Genomic DNA, 17787 nt, shown 5'->3' with positions numbered 1-17787 from the left:
AATCCCGACGAGTTCGGCTCGTCGGGATCAGGTCGGCGATTCAGCAGATGGTGGAAGGGCTCACCACTTGTACGAAACGCTCGCCACGACCTTGCGCTGGGTGCCGTAGAAACAGGCGGTGGGTGAGGAGCAGGACGAGACGAAGCGGCGGTCGCCGATGTTGAGCACGTTCACGGCGGCGCGCCATCCAGCGTAATCGTAATGAACCGATGCATCGAAGGTAACGTAATCAGGCACTGTCAGCGTATTACTGAGATCCGCGTAGGATCTGCCGACGTAGTTTACGCCACCGCCGAAGCCGAAGCCTTTGAAGTCGCCGACCGGGATCGTGTAATCGGCCCAGAGCGATGCGAGATTCTCGGGGATGCCAACCGGCACGTTACCGACACTGAGGTCACCTGTCGCTGCGCCTTCGATCGTGCGCAGGCCATAGATCGTATACGACGCGGTGAGGTTGAGTCCTTCCGCGAGGGTGGCGACCGCCGAAGCCTCGAAGCCGCGCGAGCGGACCTTGCCAAGCTGAACATTGACGAAGGGATCTTGTATGGTCGAGGTCAGCACGTTCTCACGCACCAGATCGAAGGCCGCCACCGTGAACAGGGTGTTCCATCCCGCCGGCTGAAACTTGGCGCCGACCTCAATCTGATCCCCCTTGCCAGATTTCGCCGGGACATTGCTGGCCAGTACGCCGGCGGTCGGGTTAAACGACGTTCCGTAGGTGACGTAGGGCGCGAGTCCGTTGTCGAAATTGTAAATCAGACCGAGGCGGCCAGTGAAGGCGCTCTCGCTGATTGTGGTCGAGTTCAATGGGTTCAGCTTGTCATCGACGTTGTTGTCGACGAAGTCCTGGCGCCCGCCGATGAGGAAGGTCAGACGCTCGGTGAGTGCGATCTGATCCTGGGCATAAAGGCCGACCTGCTGGAGTTGCTGATTGATCACGCGGTACGGCGTCGGCGCCGCCGCCGACTGGTAATAACGCGGAAACAGGATGTTCAGCGATGGAACCGGGAAGGTCGAGGCTTGCGTATCGGATAGGCTGTAACGCTTATAGTCGACGCCCATCAGCAATGTATGACCGAAGTAACCATCGCTGAATCGGGCTTCCGCTTGGTTGTCGACAGTGAATATCCCAGCGCGGGGTGTGGTCTGGAAGCCATAGCGTGCCAGAGTGGTCTGCGACGCATCCATGTAACCGTTAGCGACGTAGCGCTTATCGGTGACTTCCGTGAACGAATAGCGAAAGTTCTGACGCACGGTCCAGACGTCGTCGATGTGGTGTTCGAACTCGTAACCAAGATTAGCCTGATTGCGGGTGTAGCGATCGACGATTGGGTCGCTGGCATTGAGCTTGCGGTCGATGCGGAACCCCGAGGCGTTGTTCCGTACGGTTCCGAAATAGGGAAGGAACTGGCCGGCACCGCCGGTCTCATCCCGCTGGAAGCTCGTCAGCACCGTAAAGGTGGTGGCGCCGTCGGGCTTATAGGTGAAGCTCGGGGCAATGTAGTAGCGATCCTCCGGCGCGAAGTTCACCTGAGCGTCGCCATTCTGGAACCGGCCGGTCAGGCGGTAGAACCAGTGGCCGGACTCGTCCGCCGGGCCGCCGAGATCGAAGGCGGCGTAGCGCTGGCTGAACGAACCGCCGCCGAGTTCGAGGTAGTGCAAGGGCTCGAAGGTCGGGCGCTTCGAGACGATGTTGACGAGGCCGCCCACGGGGCTGCCGCCGAACAGCGTGGCGGCGGGACCGCGCAGCACCTCGATACGCTCGGCGCCGAATGGGTCGATGCGAAAGTTCGCGAACGAGGTCTGGAACAGCTGGAGGCCGTCGCGGAACAGGCCAGATTCCGTTGCCGAGAACCCACGGATCAGGAACCAGTCGAGGCGCGTGTCGGGGCCGAACTGGTTGGCGTAGATGCCCGGAGTGTAACGCACGGCCTCGGACAGGGTCTGGGAGCCCTGCGCCTTGATCTGCTCGGCACCGACGACACTGATCGATTGCGGCGTGCGGATGATCGGCGTGTCGGTCTTGGTCGCCGTGGCACTGCGGGTGGCAACGTAGCCGTCCACCGGGCCGCGAGCGGTCTCGGGGCCGCGCCTGCCGTTCCCTCCTCCCGTGCCGACACCTGATCCCGAGCCTTCGACGCTCAGGGTATCCAGGGTCACGGCCCGCTCCTGCGCCGAGGCAGCGCCCGTGAGCGCCAACGCAATGAGCGATACGCCGGTCGCGAGTGAAGCCGAGCAGGCGAAGAGGGACAACGACATGGACCGCGGCTCCGGATGACAGGCAGCAGAACGGGCTCGCGGAAACAGCGAGGCTCGACCTGCGGCGTTCTTTGGAATTATGATAAACTACTGTAATACAACGTGAATTTTCGACTTCTGCCGTAGCTGTCGGCGCAATCGCTGACAAGATACCGGACCATGTTCGTTCGTCGCCGTTGCAGGTGCGACACAGATCGCAGAAGTTGTCCGCGAGTCTCCGGTCCAGCCCAAGCTAGATTTCCGTTCGCCGGGCTTTGCAAAACGCGGCCCCGACACCGTCGCTCGGCGACATGGCGGCTCTAACGGATCAGTGGATAAAGCCAGGTGTTTGCCGTCGCTCGTTCTCGACGCAACACAATGCGCTGCGGATTTGGCGTTCGGCTTGATGGCGCATGGTACGATGGGCGGAATACATGCCGTTCGAGCGTCTGCAGGAAATCCGCGACAGACCGATGGAATTCGGCAGTATCCGACACTTTGAAACTGACATGTGGAAATCAAAGAGCCCGTCCACGGGCCACATCCTCGGCGCGATCGGCCGAGGATATGGTTGGGAGTCGCGCCCTTACTTCAGGCGGTCGGCGGCCCAGGCGATGTGATCGTCCATGAAGGTCGAGATGAAGAAGTACGAGTGGTCGTAGCCCTCTCGCATGTTCAGCGTCAGGGCGATGCCGGCCTTTTCGCAGGCCTCTTCCAGAAGCCAGGGACGCAGGCCGTCCTGCAGGAAGCTGTCGGCCGTTCCTTGATCCACCAGGAATTCGGGGAAGCGGTGGCCGTCCTCGATCAGGGCGGTGGCATCGTGGGCGCGCCATGAGGCTTCGTCGGTGCCGAGATACTTCTCGAAGGCGGGCTTCGACCATCCGGCGGTGGAGGGTTGCGCGATCGGCGCGAAGGCCGAGCACGACTTGAAGCGTTCGGGATAGGTGAGCGCGATGGTCAGCGCGCCGTGCCCGCCCATCGAATGGCCGAAGATGCCCTGGCGGGACATGTCGGCGGGGAAGTTCTCGGCGATGAGGGCGGGAAGCTCTTCCGTGACGTAGCTCCACATCCGGTAGTTCGCGGCGTAGGGCGCCTGGGTGGCGTCGAGGTAGAAGCCGGCGCCGGAGCCGAACTGCCAGTTATCCGCCTCGTCGGGGATGCCGGGGCCGCGCGGGCTGGTGTCGGGCGCGACGATGATGACGCCATGCTTGGCGGCGGCCTGGCGATACTCGCCCTTGTCCATGACGTTGGCATGGGTGCAGGTGAGGCCGGACAGGTACCAGAGCACCGGCACCGGGCCGTTCTCGGCCTGCGGCGGCACGAATACCGCGAAGGTCATGGGACAGCCGGTGGTCTTCGCATCGTGCTTGTAGACGCCCTGCGTGCCGCCATGGGCGCGGGCCTTCGAGATGGTTTCCATGACTGTGTCTCCTGCTGGGGGCACGGGTCTCCCCTCCCACCGAGTGGGGAGGGAAAACTCACGTTGGATCGATGGGATCGCCTTAGTAGATGACGACCGACCGGATCGACTTGCCTTCATGCATCAGGTCGAAGCCGTGATTGATGTCTTCCAGCGGCATGGTGTGGGTGATCAGATCGTCGATGTTGATCTTGCCCTCCATGTACCAGTCGACGATCTTCGGCACGTCGGTGCGGCCACGGGCGCCGCCGAAGGCCGAGCCCTTCCAGACACGGCCGGTGACGAGCTGGAACGGACGGGTCGAGATCTCGCGGCCGGCTTCCGCCACGCCGATGACGATGGATTCACCCCAGCCGCGATGGCAGCATTCGAGTGCCTGGCGCATGACGTTGACGTTGCCGGTGCAGTCGAACGAAAAATCCGCTCCGCCGCCCGTCACGTCGAGGATCGCCTGGACGACGTGATCGTTGCCGACCTCCTTCGGGTTGATGAAGTGGGTCATGCCGAACTTGCGCGCCATCTCCTGCTTGTCCGGGTTGATGTCGACGCCAATGATCTTGTCGGCACCGACCATCCGGGCGGCCTGGAGCACGTTGAGGCCGATGCCGCCGAGGCCGAACACCACGACGTTGGCACCGGGCCAGACCTTGGCGGTGTAGATCACCGCGCCGATGCCGGTGGTGACGCCGCAGCCGATGTAGCAGATCTTGTCGAAGGGCGCGTCTTCGCGGATCTTCGCCAGCGCGATCGCGGGAAGGACGGTGAAGTTCGAGAAGGTCGAGCAGCCCATGTAGTGGAAGATCGAATTCGGGCCTGGGCTGCCGCCGGTGGAGACGCAGGAGAAGCGGCTCGTGCCGTCGGGCATCACTCCCTGACCTTGCGTCGCCCGGATCGCAGTGCAGAGATTGGTCCGCTGCGACAGGCAGGATTTACAGTTGCGGCATTCCGGCGTGTAGAGCGGGATGACGTGGTCGCCGGGCTTCAGCGTGGTCACGCCAGCGCCGACCTCGCGGACGATGCCCGCGCCCTCGTGGCCGAGGATCGCCGGGAACTTGCCCTCTGAGTCGAGGCCCGACAGGGTGTAGGCGTCGGTGTGGCAGATGCCGGTGGCCATCAGTTCGATGAGAACTTCGCCGGCCTTGGGTCCTTCGATGTCGATGGTCTCGATGGTGAGAGGCTTCTTGGCCTCCCACGCGACCGCAGCGCGCGTCTTCATAGTGTTATTCTCATGTCTGGACGATCACGGACGGCGTCGAACTGCCGACTCTTCGCTTCGCCTCATCCATGGGAGGGCGAGCCGAACGGCCCGAGAATCTGGATGGTGTGATGATGGTTCTGGCGACGAGATGCAACGGCTTCGGGGCATCGTATCGGCTCCCCCTCGGCTGTGTTGTCGTGGGAGCATACCGGATCGCACCTCAACGATAGCCGGCGGCCTGCAGCTCGAACAGCTCCGCGTAGCGCCCGCCCCTGGCCTGTAGCTCCGCGTGGGTTCCGGCCTCGACGACCTTTCCGCCGGCGAGGACGAGGATACGATCGGCCATGCGCACCGTGGAGAAGCGGTGCGAGATCAGCACGCAACTGCGGCCGCGACTGAGATCGCGAAAGCGCTGGAACACCTCGAATTCGGCACGGGCATCGAGGGCGGCGGTGGGCTCGTCGAGGATGAGGATCTCGGCCTCGCGCATGTAGGCCCGGCTGAGGGCGATCTTCTGCCACTCGCCGCCCGAGAGATCGACGCCGTCGGCGAAGCGCTTGCCGAGCGGTTGGTCGTAGCCCAGCGGCAAGCGTCCGATGACGCCGTCGGCGAGACTGCGCCCGGCGGCGCGGGCGATCCGGTCGGCATCGTCACGCTCGTCGATGCGGCCGACGGCGACGTTCTCGGCGGCGGTGAAATCGAAGCGCACGAAATCCTGGAAGATCACACCGATTCGGGCGCGCAGGTCATCGAGATCGTAATCCGAGAGCGGGCGACCATCGAGCAGCACGCGGCCCTCGGTGGGGTCGTAGAGCCGGGTCAGGAGCTTGACGATGGTGGTCTTGCCGGCCCCGTTCTCGCCCACCAGCGCCAGCACCTCCCCGGCGGCGAGGTGGAAGCTCAAGCCGCGGACCGCCCATGTCTCGGTGCCGGGATAGCGGAACCCGACATCCTCGAAGACGATGCCGTGGGTGATCGGCTGCGGGAACGGCACCGGGCGCTCCGGCGAACGGATGCGGGGCACGACCTCGAAGAACGAGAACAGGTCTTCGAGATACTGCGCCTGCGACGAGATCTGCGAGAAGCCGAGCAGCAGGCCCTCGATCAGGCCGCGCAGGCGCTGGAACGAGCCGGCGAGGAAAGCGAGGTCGCCGATGGAGAAGGCTCCCGCCACAGTGCGCCAGACGATCGTCGCGTAGGCCGCGTAATAGGCGAGCGTTCCGAGCGCCGCGAAAGCGCCGCCCCAGCCGGCGCGGCGGATGGCGAGGGCCCGGTTGTCGGCAAGGAGCTTGATCGCCAGAGCCCGGTAGCGCTCGGCGATGTAGCCGTTGAGACCGAAGAGCTTGACCTCCTTGGCCGATTCCACGCTGGCGCCGAGATAGCGCAGATAATCGATCTGGCGCCGCTCGGGCGTGCGGGTCCAGGCCAGGCGGTAGCCCTGCCGGTTGAAGTAGAGTTCGTTCAGGAAGGCCGGGACGAGGGAGCCGGCCAGCAGCAGGATCAGCCAGGGGGCGTAGGCTGCCAGACCGATCCCGAAGGAGACGAGCGTGATCAGGTCCTGCCCCTGTCCGAAGAGCTGAAACAGCAGGTTGGAGCGTCCGGTGACCTGACGGCGCGCGCGTTCCAGCCGGTCCTGCTGGGCGCTGTCCTCGAATTGTTCGAGGTCGAGGGCGGCGGCATGGCGCATCAACCGGAGGGTGGCGGCGTTCGCGTAGAGGTCCGCGACCAATCCGTCGACGAGGGTGCTCAGCCGCCCCATCAGGTCGGACAGGATGGCGAGGCCGAGTTCGAGCGCGACGAGACCGGCCAGACGGCTGAGAGCAGGGTCCGTGAGCCAGCCATCGAGTTCTGTTCCGGCCGGATGCGGCCGGGCATGCTCGGCGACGATGGCATCGAGGATGAGCTTGGCGAGATACAGCATCAGCACCGGCAGACTCGCTCGGACGAGGCGCAAGGCGACGCTCGTCATCAGCAGGCGCGGGCTGGCGGCATAGACGATGCGGAACAAGGCCGGCAGGTAGCGCAGCGCGCCCAGACGCTCGACGACGAACCGGTTCAGAGAGGGGAACGGGGAGTTTGTGGTCATCGCGGCGGACCATGCCGGGACCGGTGCGGTTCGTCGATGCGTCCTTCAGTACGTTTTTCGCAGGACTTTTGCTGTCGCAGGTGCCTGAGGACATTCGGTTTGATGCCAAGACTTTGCTTTGTTTCCCATGTTAACGTGCGACCCGCATAGTGTGCGTTAGGCGGGTTCGATGCTCAGCGGTTCGACTCTTCTGCGAGTGGTCGTTCTTTTCGTCGTGGCGGCGGCGCTTGCAGGCCTGGTCCAGGCCTTCTGGCCTTATGGCGGCGAGGATCCCGTGCCTGCCCCGCAGGTGCAACGTACCGATCCTGCCAAGTCCACAGCACCGAAGCCCGACCCGATGAGATCCGCGCAGGCGGTGCCTGAGCGCCGCAGCGAGCCGGCGCCCACCACTCAACCTGCTCCGCAACCGTCGGCATCGGCTCAGCCTTCGCCCGCACCACAACCCATCCTGCCACCTTCGCCGATCCGACCGCTATCGCGACCGGCTGCTCCACCGACCCTGCCGGAAGGACAGGCGAATGCCGCACTCAGCCCGGCTCCCGTCCCCTCGGGCGGCCCCACGGCGCCACTTGCGCAGAGCCCTCCCCTGCAGTCGGCTCAGACCGAGACGCAGCGGGCCGTCGAGAATGCGGCCGACACGGCCGGGCCGGCAGCGGTCTCCGTGGTGGATCTCAACACCGGATCGCTCGCGGAGCTCAACGGCCTCAAGGGCGGCGGCATGATCGGGCGGGCGATCGCCCAGCGTCGGCCCTACGCCTCGGTGGATCAGCTTCTGTCGAAACGCGTCCTCAGCCGATCGACCTATGACCGGATCAAGAACCAGGTCGCCGTCCATTGAGAGACTGACGTCGGGCGAGCGATGTAGGCTTCGCACTGGTATCGGGCGCGCCCCCTCTTTAAGATCGCGTGGAAGAACGACGGAAGGCGAGAGCCATGCAATCCGCCACCAGGGACATCATCCGCGTCCGCCAGGTGAATCACGCGCGTGCCGAGCAGGCTCGACAGGGCCTATTCCGGTCTCACCTATCCCGGCCTTTCGGCGTGAACCGGACTTTTCCTGAGAGGCTCACGTCGCGGCGGCCTTGTCCTCTTCCGCCTATGGGAGCAGGCCGCTTAGCGAACGCCCTTCGCTCCACCAACGATTGAAAGGACCCGATATGTTGACACAACCCAGCAACATCACCCTGCGCGACGATCTCGGGGTGACGGAGACCTCGGAGACCGACAACGTGGTGCGGTGGGACGGTGAGCGGCTCTACGTGGAGCACGACATCTATCACAACGGCCAACTCGTTCATAAGAAGTACCGCAAGAACGTCACAGAGGCCGTGGCGAGGACGCTCCAGGCCCTCGTCAATCGCTCGAAGCAGTAATCAGCGGAGCCATCAGGCCCCGCCGCACATGTGCTGGGAATCCGGCATCGACCAGACATCTCCCGAACGCAGGTTGGTGGTGGTGTAGACCCGTCCGCGATCGTCGCCCTTCGGGCAATCCTTCGGCACGGAGACGAGGCACACCATCACCGCGTCTCCCACCTTCGAGCGCTCGAGCGCGGCGATCCGGGAATAGGAAATCTGGTAGCCGCCATTGGCGTAGGATACGGCCGTACCACTCGCGGCGTCCGACTTGCCGGCGCCGGTGATGGCTCCCCCGAAACGGTCGCCGATCTCGGTGATGGTCGTCCGCGAACACGTTCCGACGGATTTCGGAAGCTGAGACGCCTTGGAGATCGGTGCCGGTTCGGCTTCCGACGCGCCGTCGTTCCGAGCCAAAGCACCGCTCGACCATAGCTGAGCGAAACACACGGCCATCGTCATCGAGACTGACTTCATTTGCTCTCCTTCCTCCCTGTTCCGTGCTTTCCCGATGCCTCCGGCCTCCATGCCGATCCGGCGACGGTGGAGGATTGAGTAGCATCGACGTCTGATCGTCCATGTTGGACGGCTATGGACGACTCCACAATTCTCGCCGAGTGTGCGACCGATCGTGTCCGATGCTTTCCATGGGGCCGTTCTACGCCGCCCGTGGGGACGGAGATCCTCGGCAATGGTCCTGTCACGTCTCGTCGCCCTCGTGGCTGCTCTGGTGAGTGTGTTTCTGGCATCGATGCCGGCGAGCGCGCAGCAATCGGAGAAGCGCATCGCCCTAGTCGTCGGCAACGCTGCCTATGAAGGCGCGCCGATCGCGACCTCGGCCAACGATGCCGGGCTCATCGCGCAGACGCTTCAGGCCGCGGGTTTCGACGTGGTGGGCGCCCGCGACCTCGACGAGGAATCCTTGCGCCGGGCGTTGCGTGACTTCCTCGACAAGGCTGCGGGCTCCGGGCCGGATACCGTCGCCTTCGTCTACCTCGCAGGTTACGGACTTCAGCTCGAGGGCGAGACCTTCTTCGCGCCGGTGGATGCCCGCATTCCCAGCGCCGTCGACGTCCCGGTCGCGGCCCTGCGCGTCTCCGACTACATCAAGCGCCTGTCCACCGTGCCGCTGAAGGCGCGGTTCGTCGTGCTCGATGCGGCCCGCGCCAACCCGTTCGTGAAGACCGGGGAACCGCTCGCGGGCGGTCTCGCCCTGGTCGAATCCGAGCCGGGTAGCCTCATCGCCTACAATGCCGCGCCCGGCACCGTCGCGCCTCCCGAGACGGGAGCCTACGGCGCCTATGCGCAGGCCCTCGTCGAGATGATCCGCGAAGGCGGCCTGCAACCCGCGCCGCTCTTCGACCGGGTGCGCCTGCGGGTGAACGAGACCACCAAGGGAGGGGCGATGCCCTGGGACGATGCCAGGATCGAAGTGCCGTTCGTCTTCTTCGAACGCAATGCCGATGCGCCCGCCGAGGAAAAGGCCGAGCAGATCGCGGCGCTGCGCGATCGCCCTCTGCGCGACATCGGCGGTCGGGACGCCTACGCGGTGGCGGTCGAACGCGACACGATGCAGGGCTACCAGGACTTTCTCGGTGCCTATCCCGACGATCCGATGGCCAAACGCGTGCGCGCCATCGTGGCCGCGCGACGCGAGGCGCTGACTTGGCGCCGCGCCTGGTCGGCGGGCACGCAGGACGCCTACTGGTCGTATCTGTCGCGCTATCCGCGCGGACCGCACGCGGCGGATGCTCGGCGGCGCCTCGCCCGGCTCTCCGCCCCTCCGAGGCCACCCGAGGCCTTCACTGCGCTCTCCTTCGACCTGCCTCCGCCGCCCCCCGAGGAAGAGGTCTATTTCGGTGGACCGGTCCTGGCGTTCGACGACCCTGCCTACGGCCTGGCGCCCCCGCCCCTCGGTCTGCTGGCGCCGCGCCCGGCCTACATCGTCGACATCGCTCCCCCACCGCCGGAGGAGGAACTGTTCGCGCTTCCGGTTCCAGCCTTCGTGCCGGTGCCGGCCTATGTGGTCGCCCCTGCCTACATCGTGGCGCCGCCCGACAACGTCATCTACCAGAACATCCACAACACGGTGGTGATCAACGAGATCAATCGGCGCGTCATCGAGCGGCCTCGCGGTCCCTCGGCCGCTCAGGTGGTGGGCGGCGCCGCGGCGCTCGGTGCCGCGGCTCTGGCGGCACGCGTGGCACTGCCGCCCTCGTTGTCCCACCGCGCCGGCCGCAACGGCGAAGGATTCCGCCGCGATCGGCCTGGAATGCCGCCCGGCACCCGCGACGACCGGCCGAACGATCCGCGCGTCGGCCGGCCCCTTCCGGGGGTGAGCGAGCCTGCCTCACGCGCCGCCGGGCGTTCCGATCCGCGAGCCATCGGCAATACCCGCCAGCCGGGTGACGCGGCGGATCGCAAAGCCGGTACGGACAGGACCGCGACGGATCCCAGGAGCGGACCGGAGCGGAAAGCGGGAGTGGATCGCAGAGGTCCAGCCGACCCGAACGAGCCCAAAGCGGGGCGCGGCATCGGCGATCCGACCGATCGCGCCGCCTTGCGCCGTGAACGGATCGAGCGTCGGGACGCCACCCGCGCTGCCGAGGGCCGACCCGAAAGGCCGGGCCTGCGGCCTAACGTCGATCAACCCGGAGACGAGCGTTCACGCGACGCCGTTCGGGACGCCCGACATTCCGGCCGACCCGGATTCGAGCGGAACGGCTCCGAACGCGTCCGCCCGGAGCCGACCAACTCCAATCGCGAAGCATCGGGACAGCAGCGCAGCGGCGGAACCGATGCCGCCGAAGCCATGCCGCGTCAGCAGCATCGGCTTCAGGCGCAGGAAGCCCGTCAGCAACAGCGCATGCAGATGGAGCAGCAACAGGCGGCCCGGCGCCAACAGGGTCAGGCCCAGCAACAGACCATGCAACGCCAGCAGATGCAGGAGGCACGGCAGCAGCAGCGCATGCAGATGGAGCAGCAATCCGCTCAACGGCAGCAGATGCAGGCCCAACAACAGATGCAGCAGCGTCAGCAGATGCAGCAGCGTCAGCAGATGCAGGCTCAACAGGCAGCACAACGCCAGCAGGCGCAGGCCCAGCAGCAGATGATGCAACAGCAACAGGCTGCCCAGCGTCAGCAGATGATGCAACAGCAGCAGGCCGCTCCGCGCCAGCCAAGGCAGGCACCCGCCTCAGGGGGCAATCCAAATTGCCACCCCGGCCGGCCCTGCCGCTGACGAGAAGCATCGAAGAACAGGCTAACGGAGGCCCGATCGACAGGCATTCTCGGACGGCGGCCAGGCTGACGATCCGAGTGAGCGATTACTTGGACACCGTCCAGCTGGTCGTGCCGTCCTTGTTGTCCTTCACGGTGACACCCATGGCGGTGAGCGCATCGCGTGCGCGGTCCGATGCGGGCCAGTCCTTGGCTGCGCGGGCGGCGCGGCGTGCCTCGATCGCCGCTGCCACCGCCGCGACGTCGACGCCGGCGGCGATGATGGCGCTGTCTTCTCTCGCGGACTTCGTCCGTCCGAGCAGCCCGAGCAGACCCGCCCCGGCCTTCAGCGAGGCCGGCTCGTCGAGGCGGTGCAGTTCGGCGAGCGCCGCGGCGGTGTTGAGATCGTCGAGCAGCGGTTCGAGCACCGAGGCCGGGACGTCCGAACCGGCAGCCACATCGCCGACGATGCCGTACCAGCGATCGATCATCCGCGCCGCTTCCTCCAGCCCACGAACGGTCCAGTCGATCGGCTGGCGATAATGCGTTTTCAGCATCGCCAGACGCACGACCTCGCCGGGCCAGTCCTTCAGCACCTCGCGCAGCGTGATGAAATTACCGAGCGACTTGGACATCTTCTGGCCCTCCACCTGGAGGAAGCCGTTATGGAGCCAGACATTGGCCATCACGTCCGTGGAGAAGCAGCAGCGCGACTGGGCGACTTCGTTCTCGTGATGGGGGAAGATCAGGTCGATTCCGCCGGCATGGATGTCGAAGGTCTTGCCCAGATGCTTCCACGACATCGCCGAGCACTCGATGTGCCAGCCCGGCCGCCCCGGTTCGGCGATGCCGGCCGGCGAAGGCCATGACGGCTCGCCGAGCTTCGATGGCTTCCACAGGACGAAGTCGAGCGGCGAGCGCTTGTAGGGGGCGACCTCCACCCGCGCGCCGGCCTCCATTTCGTCGAGCGGCCGCTTCGAGAGCGCGCCGTAATCCGGCATCGACGGCACGTCGAACAGCACGTGGCCTTCCGCGACGTAGGCATGACCCGACGCCACGAGCCCCTCGATGATCGCATGCATCTCGGAAATATGGTCGGTGGCACGGGGCTCGACGAAGCGCGGGCGCTCGCCCGCCACGTTCACGTCCTCGGCCATCAGCACGCCGAGATCGCGGATGTCGCCGTGAAAGGCGCTCAGGGTTCCGTCGGTGAGCTCGCGGATGGTGATGCCGCGTTCCGTCGCGCGGGCGTTGATCTTGTCATCCACGTCCGTGACGTTGCGGGCATAGGTGACGGACGCCTCACCGTAGAGATGGCGCAGCAAACGGAACAGCAGATCGAACACGATGATCGGCCGGGCATTGCCGATATGAGCGGCGTCGTAGACCGTCGGCCCGCAGGCATACATCCGCACATGCGTCGGATCGATCGGCGCGAACGGCGCCTTCTCCCGGGTCAGCGTGTTGTAGAGCCGCAACATCGGCGCCATGAAACCGTCTTTCGTGACCCTGGCCCGGGACCGCGCCGCTCATCGCGGATGCCGCCGGTCCCCATGCCCTAAACTCCGAGAACCGATCACGTTTTGCGATTCGCGAGGGGATTGCCCCGGAATCGCGGTGACCGGATAGGCCGGATGCCAAGCACCGTCCGTGTTGCACGGAGGCGACGGACCCTTCCGACCAACTGCGCTAACCCAAAACGGTGATGAATTCGAGAACGCCGCCGGACGAGTTTCGATCAACGTCGCGACATCCCGGAAAGGGTTTGTTTACCGACGCAGCCGAGATTTTCCAGAACGCGAATCCTCCTCTCCGTGAAGTCTGCCTGTAAGGTCATGCCCATGCGACGCTCGGCTGCCGGTCTCGGCGCTCTCTGCGCCTTCGCCCTCATTTCCTCCGCCGCTCTGGCCGTCGATGACGGCGAGATCCCCGCGAGTGCACCGGGTCAGGTCGAGAAGACCTTCCTGATCCCCGCCAGCGAGGGCTACGGCGTCGGCGAGTGCTTGGCGGCAGGCAGCGGATCGTGCGGACAGGTGGTGGCGGATGCCTGGTGCGAGGCCCAGGGCTTCGCCGTGGCCGGCTCCTTCGGCGTGGCCGCCGCCGACGAATATACCGGCGCGATCGATCAGGTGCCGGTGTCGAAGCCCACAGAGGCACCGATCCGCATCACCTGCAGGGATTGAACGCCCAGCGTGTGAAGCGGACCGGTCGTCGCGTAGGCGCCGCCTGCGGGTCAGCCTTTGACGAAGTCGCCGCAGCGGGGTGGCGCATCGCCGGCGCCCCACGGCATCAGCGGCACCGCCGAGGTGGAGTTCTTGGGCGAGCCCTGGATGACCTTGTCGGAATAGACCATGTAGATCAGCGTGTTGCGCTTGGCGTCGCAGCCGCGGACGATCTGCATCGACTTGAAGATCAGCGACCGCCGCTCGCTGAACACGACCTCGCCCTGTTTGAATTTGTCCTTGAACTGGACCGGGCCGACCTGGCGGCAAGCGAGCGAGATATCGGACACGTCCTCGGCGAAACCGAGCGTGCCCTTGATCCCGCCCTTCTCGGGCTGGGTGTACCAACAGGCGACACCGCCGACCTCGGGATCGTCGATGCCGTAGACCACGAGCTTGTCGTTGGGGGTGAGCGGGCGCCACACGGTGGATTTGTCGAAAATCCGGTCCGCGTCGTCGGCGCGAGCCACCGTCCCGCCCACCACGAGCGCCGCCAGACCCGCCGCCACTGTCCGACCTGTGAGACTACGAAGCCACATCATCACACCATTCCCCTCAAGTTTGCCGAAGGGCATGTGGGAACACTGTCGCCCCTCGGCGAGGGCGGTTAGACAGCCATTGCCAATGTATTGTTCCGCACCCTATCCGAGGGCCGGAACCGCAAAGCTTCACACCCGTTTCTGACAGGCCATGCCGCTGATCCTCCCACAGATCCGCAAGCTCGTCGCAACGCTCGGCGCCGCCATGGCCGCCATCGCGTTCGGGACAGCCGTGCAGGCGCAGGCGCCCAGCGGCCAGTGCCAGCGATACCGCTACGAACTCGCCAATCTGAGCGACGGCGCCAACACGGCCCGCGCGCTCCAGAATGAGATCGGAAGGCTGGAGGCTTATTATCGCACCCTCAGCTGCGAGGGCGGCAAGTTCCTCTTCTTCGATTCGCGGCCTCCGCAATGCGGAGCGGTCGAGCAGCGCATCCGGGCATTGCAGGCCGGATACGGGGCCGACAACGGCGAGGTCACGGCCGCCCGCCGCCGCCAGCTCAATGCCGCCATCGCGTCCGCTTGCGCCGATACCGCCCCCAGACTCGTCGATGGAGCCGTCGCCGAGCAGCGTGGACGGGGTGGACCGCAGGTGGTCTGCGTCAGAACCTGTGACGGCGCGTATTTTCCGATGAACAACCTGCCCGAGGGGCGCGAAGGCGCCAACGACCTGTGTCAGGCATTGTGCCCCGGCACGGAGGCGGTGGCCTATTCGATGCCGTACGGCGACGAAGGCCTCAAACAGGCCGCGTCGGTCAAAGGCAGCCGGGCCTATGTCTCGCTCGCCAACGCGTTCAAGTTTCAGAAGAGCTTCACGCCGGATTGCTCGTGCAAGAAGGCCAACCAGACCTGGGCGCAATCCCTGGTGAAAGCAGAGAGCATGCTGGTCCGGCACAAGGGCGACATCTTCGTCACGCCGATGCAGGCCGAGGCGATGTCGCGGCCGAAGGTGCGCGTCACCCTTGCGGGACGTGCCGACAAGACCGCGGCCGTCCTGGCCGCCGATGCGGCGAGCCGAATTGGCGCCGTCGTATCCGAAGCGGGCGTGGTTCGCGATGGAGCAACCGCCGATGCCGCGATGAGTGCCATCCCGGCGGCGGCGGGCAAAGACGAGCGCCCGAGCGTCCGCATCATCGCACCGGGCATGATCGCCGTGCCGGCCCGGGTCGCCGCACCCTGACGACCATCACGGACTGGCGGACGAAAATCGGGGATCCGTCCGCGATTTCCTTCAAGTCCCTCGCTGCATTCGCGTAACCGACTGACAGCGAAAGACTTTATATTCTCCCAACGGTTGCTGCCGGTCCCGGTTATGCGGTGGCGGGCGGACGTATCGGGAATGAATTCGGAACCATCTCGGCTCCATTCGGTTCCGATGGCCTCATCAACGTTTGTGAGTGACCATCGATGCGGACCACCCGCCTGCTCTTCCTGACCGGTACGATGCTGCCGGCTCTTGTCCTTTCGGGGCCGCTATCGGCGAGACCGGACAAAAGCGAACCGGGCACGATGTTGCTGGCGCAGGCCGGTCCTGGCGCCGAGCGCGGTGATCCGCGCGGAGGTGGTGACGGTCCTCGCGGCGGCGCAGCCAAACCGGAAAGAGCCGAGCGCCCGGAAAGGGCGGAACGTCCGGAGCGAGCAGAGCGGCCGGAACGCGCCGAGCGCCCCGAAAGGGCAGAACGACCCGAACGACCGGAACCGCGCCAGCAGCCAGCTCCGGCTCGCGAAGAGCGCGCTCCGGCGGAACGCCCGGCGCGGCCGGAACGTCCCGATCGCCCTGAGCGTGCGGAAAAACCCGACCGTGCGCCTGTCGAGCGGCCGACGCCTCCGGCTGCCCGTGAGCGTACCCCTGAGGCGCCGGCCGCGAAGCCTGCGCAGAAGGATGTCCCGTCCGCTCGCGAGCGCGGCCCGGCGGCTCCCGATCGCGATGCGGCCCCCGCTCGCCCCGATCGGAGCGAAAAGCCCGACCGTACCGAGAAGCCTGACAGGGCTGAAAAGCCTGACCGCAGCGACAAGCCGGATAGAAGCGCCAAGCCCGAGCGTGGTGACAAGCCGGATCGTGGTGACAAGCCCGAGCGTGGTGACAAGCCGGATCGCGAGAACAGGCCCGATCGGAACGACAAGGCCGATCCCGCCCGCCGCGATAACCCGGCCGCTTCGCCGGACGCAAAATCTCCAGACACCAAGTCGCCCGACACTAAGTCGCCCGACACTAAGCCGGCTCCCAACGCCCGTCCCGGCGTCCCGGGAAAGCCGTTCGTCCCGCCGGGTCAGGCTCAGGACAAGACCGATCGCCGTGACGAGAAGCGCGGTGCGGATGAGAACAAGCCGGGCGTCTTTACCGGCCCGACGACGACCGACCGGTCCCCCGGCGCTCCGGCAGGTGCCGATCCGGAGCGGCGCGGAGAGATCGACCGTCGCGACCGCGAGCGGCGGGAGGCCTTCGAGCGCAAGGACGAGCGTGATCGCCGCGACAGCTTCAACCGGCCGGGTCGTCCCGGCTATGTCGAGGGTGGCTTCCGTGGCAACGACGTCCGCAGCTACGACGAGGTCCGTCGCGACCGCCGGGAGTTCAACGAGGGTGGCCGGACCTACATCCGCGAGCCGGGTCGCATCATCGTGCGCGACCGCGACAACTACTTCATCCGACACGACGAGAACGAGCGCTTCCGCTATCTCGATCGCGGCGCCTACCGCAGCGAGCGCCGTGGTGGCGACACGATCACCTATCTCGACCGTCCGGGCGGTATCCAGATCGTGACGGTGGTGGACGACGACGGTCGTCTCGTCCGTCGCTCGCGCCGCTTCCGCGACGGCCGCGAGGTCGTGATCATCGACAACGGCTTCGGCGGTCCGCAGCGTCCGATCTATGAGGATGTGGTCGATCTGCCGCCGCCGGACATCCGCATCCCGCGCGATCGCTACGTCGTCAATTACGACGGCGCGGACGAGCGCCAGGTCTACGAGGCCCTGTCGGCGCCACCGGTGACGGCAATCGACCGGCGCTACACCCTCGATCAGGTCCGCTACAGCCCGCAGCTCCGGGCCCGGATGCGCAGCGTCGACATCGACACGATCACCTTCGATACGGGTTCGTTCGACGTGACGCAGGACCAGGCATCACGGCTCGGCAATATCGCGGCCGCGATCAACCAGGCGGTGAAGGCCAACCCGCAGGAAGTGTTCCTGATCGAGGGCTACACCGATGCGGTGGGCAGCGAGGTCGACAACCTGTCGCTTTCCGATCGTCGCGCCCAGTCGGTGGCGACGGTGCTCAGCCAGAACTTCCAGGTGCCGCCGGAGAACCTGACCACTCAGGGCTATGGCGAGCAGTCCCTGAAGGTGAACACCCAGGAGGCATCGCGCGAGAACCGCCGGGTCACGGTGCGGCGTATCACGCCGTTGATCCAGCAGCAGAGCGAAGCTTCGGCGCCGCCGCGCTGAGAGGTCGAGAGACCGAATTGAGGTGACGTCACGGGCCGCATGTCTCGAAAGAGGGGTGCGGCCCGT

The 17787-nt window shown here is 65.9% G+C and carries 13 protein-coding genes; 6 read left to right on the top strand and 7 right to left on the bottom strand.

Going from position 1 to position 17787, the window contains the following annotated elements:
* Positions 1-60: 60 nt before the first annotated feature.
* From A3OK_RS0120245 to A3OK_RS0120230, 4 genes are all read right to left on the bottom strand, one after another.
* Positions 61-2259, bottom strand: coding sequence for a TonB-dependent siderophore receptor (locus tag A3OK_RS0120245; protein WP_019906719.1), 2199 nt, complete (start codon positions 2257-2259; stop codon positions 61-63).
* Positions 2260-2824: 565 nt separating this feature from the next.
* Positions 2825-3658 carry an S-formylglutathione hydrolase gene (fghA, locus tag A3OK_RS0120240; RefSeq protein WP_019906718.1) on the bottom strand — a complete coding sequence of 278 codons (834 nt, stop codon included), beginning with the start codon at positions 3656-3658 and terminating at the stop codon, positions 2825-2827.
* A gap of 82 nt (positions 3659-3740) precedes the next feature.
* Entirely contained in the window at positions 3741-4874 is a 1134-nt protein-coding gene (locus tag A3OK_RS0120235; RefSeq protein WP_019906717.1) for an S-(hydroxymethyl)glutathione dehydrogenase/class III alcohol dehydrogenase, read from the bottom strand.
* Between the two features lie 202 nt (positions 4875-5076).
* Positions 5077-6942 carry an ABC transporter ATP-binding protein gene (locus A3OK_RS0120230; RefSeq protein WP_019906716.1) on the bottom strand — a complete coding sequence of 622 codons (1866 nt, stop codon included), beginning with the start codon at positions 6940-6942 and terminating at the stop codon, positions 5077-5079.
* Positions 6943-7138: 196 nt separating this feature from the next.
* On the opposite strand from A3OK_RS0120230, the gene A3OK_RS23755 reads away from it, so the two are divergent.
* Entirely contained in the window at positions 7139-7780 is a 642-nt protein-coding gene (locus tag A3OK_RS23755; protein WP_348625429.1) for a helix-hairpin-helix domain-containing protein, read from the top strand.
* A gap of 319 nt (positions 7781-8099) precedes the next feature.
* Positions 8100-8315: a hypothetical protein gene (locus A3OK_RS0120220; protein WP_019906714.1), complete on the top strand. Its 216-nt coding sequence runs from the start codon at positions 8100-8102 to the stop codon at positions 8313-8315.
* 12 nt (positions 8316-8327) lie between these two features.
* Here A3OK_RS0120220 and A3OK_RS0120215 read toward each other — a convergent pair whose 3' ends face one another.
* Entirely contained in the window at positions 8328-8774 is a 447-nt protein-coding gene (locus A3OK_RS0120215) for a hypothetical protein (RefSeq protein ID WP_019906713.1), read from the bottom strand.
* A 214-nt stretch (positions 8775-8988) separates the two neighbouring features.
* Here A3OK_RS0120215 and A3OK_RS0120210 point away from each other — a divergent pair, with 214 nt between their 5' ends.
* Complete coding sequence (locus A3OK_RS0120210) at positions 8989-11538, top strand: caspase family protein (RefSeq protein ID WP_026597468.1); 2550 nt, start codon at positions 8989-8991, stop codon at positions 11536-11538.
* A gap of 85 nt (positions 11539-11623) precedes the next feature.
* On the opposite strand, the gene cysS is transcribed toward A3OK_RS0120210, so the two are convergent.
* Positions 11624-13006 carry a cysteine--tRNA ligase gene (gene cysS / locus A3OK_RS0120205; RefSeq protein WP_019906712.1) on the bottom strand — a complete coding sequence of 461 codons (1383 nt, stop codon included), beginning with the start codon at positions 13004-13006 and terminating at the stop codon, positions 11624-11626.
* A 351-nt stretch (positions 13007-13357) separates the two neighbouring features.
* Here cysS and A3OK_RS0120200 point away from each other — a divergent pair, with 351 nt between their 5' ends.
* Positions 13358-13699, top strand: a complete 342-nt coding sequence (locus A3OK_RS0120200) for a hypothetical protein (RefSeq protein ID WP_026597467.1) — start codon at positions 13358-13360, stop codon at positions 13697-13699.
* A gap of 50 nt (positions 13700-13749) precedes the next feature.
* On the opposite strand, the gene A3OK_RS0120195 is transcribed toward A3OK_RS0120200, so the two are convergent.
* On the bottom strand, positions 13750-14280 hold the full coding sequence (locus tag A3OK_RS0120195; protein ID WP_026597466.1) for a CreA family protein: 531 nt from the start codon (positions 14278-14280) through the stop codon (positions 13750-13752).
* Positions 14281-14428: 148 nt separating this feature from the next.
* Here A3OK_RS0120195 and A3OK_RS0120190 point away from each other — a divergent pair, with 148 nt between their 5' ends.
* Together A3OK_RS0120190 and A3OK_RS0120185 are read left to right on the top strand one after the other, a co-directional pair.
* Complete coding sequence (locus A3OK_RS0120190) at positions 14429-15457, top strand: DUF2865 domain-containing protein (RefSeq protein ID WP_019906709.1); 1029 nt, start codon at positions 14429-14431, stop codon at positions 15455-15457.
* Positions 15458-15684: 227 nt separating this feature from the next.
* On the top strand, positions 15685-17721 hold the full coding sequence (locus A3OK_RS0120185; RefSeq protein ID WP_026597465.1) for an OmpA family protein: 2037 nt from the start codon (positions 15685-15687) through the stop codon (positions 17719-17721).
* Positions 17722-17787 lie beyond the last annotated feature (66 nt).

The organism is Methylobacterium sp. 77 (genome assembly GCF_000372825.1).
In the GTDB taxonomy this organism is placed as follows: Bacteria; Pseudomonadota; Alphaproteobacteria; order Rhizobiales; family Beijerinckiaceae; genus Methylobacterium.
This window is presented reverse-complemented; position numbering and strand designations above follow the sequence as displayed.